A 2,771-nucleotide genomic window follows, 5' to 3' on the forward strand; every position below is an offset into this window, starting at 1 on the left:
GAGGGTGTGGTCACCGTCGCCGATGTGGACTGGGAGCGGTTCGCGCCCGCGTTCACGATCGGGCGGCCCAGCCCGCTCCTCGGCGAACTGCCCGAGGTCGTATCGGCCCTGGAGCAGGCCCGAGCCGCCGAGGAGAGCCATGCCGAGGGCGGATCGCGCCTGCGGGAAAGGCTCCTCGCGCTGGCTCCGGGCGAGCGGCAGCGCGCTGTGCTCGACCTGGTGCGCGGTCACGCGGCGGCGGTTCTCGGATTCTCCGGCATGGAAGGCGTGGAATCCGACCGAGCCTTCAAGGAATTGGGATTCGACTCGCTCACGGCGGTAGAGTTCCGAAACCGGCTGAACTCGGACACCGGGCTGCGGCTGCCGACCACACTGGTCTTCGACTACCCCAACGCAAAGGCTCTGGCAGAGCATGTAGGAGCGGGCGTCCTGCCCGACGAAGGGGCATCCGCCACTCCGCTGATCGCGGATCTGGAAAAACTCGAGGCATCACTCTCCACGGCTGAGCCGGACAATGCCGAGCGAATGGCCATCGCGGCCCGACTCCAAGTGCTCCTCGCCAGATTGAATGGCGACGAGGGCGGAGCGAAGGACGCTGAGAGCATTACGCAGCGGCTTGACGGGGCGTCCGACGACGATCTCTTCGATTTCATCGAAAACGAGCTCAGCTAAAACGTGAGCGCCGAGGTGCAGGTCTCTGGCCTCCTTTCATTCTTCAGACTTCTTTGACTCGTGACAGGCAAGGGTTTCATGGTGAACGAAGATAGGCTTCGGGACTACCTCAAGCGGGTAACGGCTGATCTGCACCAAGCGCGCCAACGCCTGCGCGAGCTGGAGGCAGGAGAGCAGGAGCCCATCGCGATTGTGGCGATGAGCTGCCGTTTCCCGGGTGGTGTGGGGAGCCCCGAGGATTTGTGGCGCCTTGTGGCCGACGGTGGTGACGCCATCTCCGACTTCCCGTCCAACCGCGGGTGGGACGTGGACGGGATGTACGACCCGGATCCCGAGAGTTCAGGGACGTTCTACTCCCGTGAGGGTGGTTTCCTCCACGACGCGGACGAGTTCGACGCGGGCTTCTTCGGGATCTCGCCGCGTGAGGCCCTTGCCATGGATCCGCAGCAGCGGCTGCTCCTTGAGACCTCGTGGGAGGTCTTCGAGCGGGCGGGCATCGCTCCGGGGTCGGTGAAGGGCCGGCGTGGCGGTGTGTTCGTGGGAGCCGCCACCTCGGGCTACGGGGCGGACACCGTCGGTTTCCCCGAGGAGATCGAAGGCCATCTGCTGACCGGTACGGCGACTTCGGTCGTATCGGGCCGCATCTCGTACACGCTCGGCCTCGAAGGCCCCGCGGTGACGGTGGACACGGCGTGTTCGTCGTCGCTGGTCGCGCTGCATCTGGCGGTCCAGGCGCTGCGTCAGGGCGAGTGTGACCTTGCCCTTGCCGGTGGTGCCACGGTGATGTCCACACCGGGTGCCTTCGTGGAGTTCAGCCGTCAGCGTGGCCTGGCCCCCGACGGCCGCTGCAAGCCGTACGCGGACGCGGCGGACGGCACGGGCTGGTCCGAGGGCGTGGGCATGCTGCTCGTGGAGCGGCTGTCGGACGCGCGGAAGAACGGCCACCCGGTCCTGGCGATCGTGCGCGGCTCCGCCGTCAACCAGGACGGTGCGTCCAACGGCCTTACGGCGCCCAACGGTCCGTCCCAGCAGCGGGTCATCCGGGACGCGCTGGCGAGTGCCCGTCTGTCGGCCGCCGACATCCAGGTGGTGGAGGGCCACGGGACCGGTACGTCCCTGGGTGACCCGATCGAGGCGCAGGCGCTGCTGGCCACGTACGGTCAGGAGCGGCCGGAGAACCTGCCGCTGTGGCTGGGATCGCTGAAGTCGAACCTCGGTCACACGCAGGCTGCGGCCGGTGTGGCTGGTGTCATCAAGATGGTGATGGCGATGCGGCACGGTGTGTTGCCGCAGACCCTTCACGTGGATGAGCCGTCGCGGCAGGTGGACTGGTCGGCGGGTGAGGTGCGGCTGCTGACGGAGGCCACGGCGTGGCCCGAGACCGGGCAGCCGCGCAGGGCTGGTGTCTCCGCTTTCGGCGTGAGTGGCACCAATGCGCACACCATCATTGAGCAGGCCCCGCCTGTCGATGAGGACGAGTCCGGGGCCGAGGAGAGTCCGGCTTCCGACGTCGGCAGCGGCGTGGCCACGTGGATGCTGTCGGCTCGTGGCGCGGACGCGCTGCGGGCCCAGGCGGCGCGGCTCAGGGCGTTCCTGCTGGAGCGGGTCGAGTCGAGCCCGCTGGATGTGGGCTACTCGCTGGTGGCGACGCGGTCGATGTTCGAGCACCGCGCGGTGGTGTCGGGCGCGAGCCGTGCGGAACTCCTCGCCGGACTCGAAGCCGTCGCATCCGGAGAAGCCGCCCCCGGTGCGCTCCAGGGCGTGGCCGGGACGGCCGTCAAGACGGCGTTCCTCTTCTCCGGCCAGGGTGCCCAACGTCTGGGCATGGGCAGGGAGTTGTACGACGCCTTCCCGGTGTTCGCTCAGGCTCTGGACGAGGTGTGCGCACCTGGACGTCGTACTGGACCGTCCGCTGAAGGACGTGATGTTCGCGGCCGAGGGTGGCGCGGACGCCGAGCTGCTGAACCAGACGGCGTTCACGCAGCCCGCGCTGTTCGCCATCGAGGTGGCGTTGTTCCGGCTCCTGGAGCACTGGGGTGTCACCCCGGACGTGCTGATCGGCCACTCCATCGGTGAGATCGCCGCCGCGCATGTGGCGG

Annotated in this window: 1 protein-coding gene and 1 pseudogene; both read left to right on the top strand. The window is 68.3% G+C overall.

The window, feature by feature from the left end; all coding sequences use genetic code 11:
* Positions 1-672, top strand: a 672-nt coding sequence (locus IG74_RS47165; RefSeq protein ID WP_037827282.1) for a phosphopantetheine-binding protein, incomplete at its 5' end; no start/stop codon positions are given.
* Between the two features lie 78 nt (positions 673-750).
* Positions 751-2,771 (top strand): annotated as a pseudogene (locus IG74_RS0144185) (type I polyketide synthase); the annotation flags it as partial.

The sequence above is a fragment of the Streptomyces sp. NRRL B-1347 genome, assembly GCF_000720325.1.
Classification (GTDB): domain Bacteria; phylum Actinomycetota; class Actinomycetes; order Streptomycetales; family Streptomycetaceae; genus Streptomyces.